A 522-nucleotide genomic window follows, 5' to 3' on the forward strand; every position below is an offset into this window, starting at 1 on the left:
AAACCATTCTAGTCGTTTGGCTAAATCATCAAAGTCATTTTGAACACATTGAAACAGATTCGTGATCTCTCCATTCAAATCATTAATCACGGAATATTTTGCTGGTCTTTTATTTAGAAAAATAACACCAGAACCTAAAAATGGTTCAACATAGGTTTCATGGTCAATGCTATTTAAAATCGGTATAATTTTCTTACGCAGATAGTGTTTACCACCCATCCACGCAAACAATGTTTGTGTAAATTCTTGTTTCATCATATTTTTAAAGGAGAGATTTGATATCTAACTTTTTGTTATCCACTTTTTGAGGTGTGAGAAGCTATTCTCTACGGCGTCCACGAAACGGGAAAAATCTATTACAAACATAAAGAGGATGAAGGCAATCAATTTCATGATGCGTGACATCATCTTTAAGCCTTGATAGGTCTCTATCATCTCGTGAAGAAGCTGTTGTTCTTTTTCTGTAAGACCTTTATCTTTGCTGCTTCGTTTCTTGACCATCTTTCCAACCACATAAATGGG

General features: G+C 34.9%; 2 protein-coding genes. Both read right to left on the reverse strand.

The genetic code is table 11. The features are described 5' to 3' along the window. A partial coding sequence (locus tag ACFIKB_RS09685) for a DNA adenine methylase (protein WP_375653564.1) occupies positions 1-258 on the reverse strand: 258 nt, incomplete at its 3' end. 24 nt (positions 259-282) lie between these two features. Beyond that, on the reverse strand, positions 283-513 hold the full coding sequence (locus ACFIKB_RS09690) for a hypothetical protein (RefSeq protein WP_375645186.1): 231 nt from the start codon (positions 511-513) through the stop codon (positions 283-285). Between the last annotated feature and the right edge of the window lie 9 nt (positions 514-522).

It is taken from the genome of Bartonella sp. MR110HLJHH (genome assembly GCF_042194225.1).
In the GTDB taxonomy this organism is placed as follows: domain Bacteria; phylum Pseudomonadota; class Alphaproteobacteria; order Rhizobiales; family Rhizobiaceae; genus Bartonella; species Bartonella grahamii.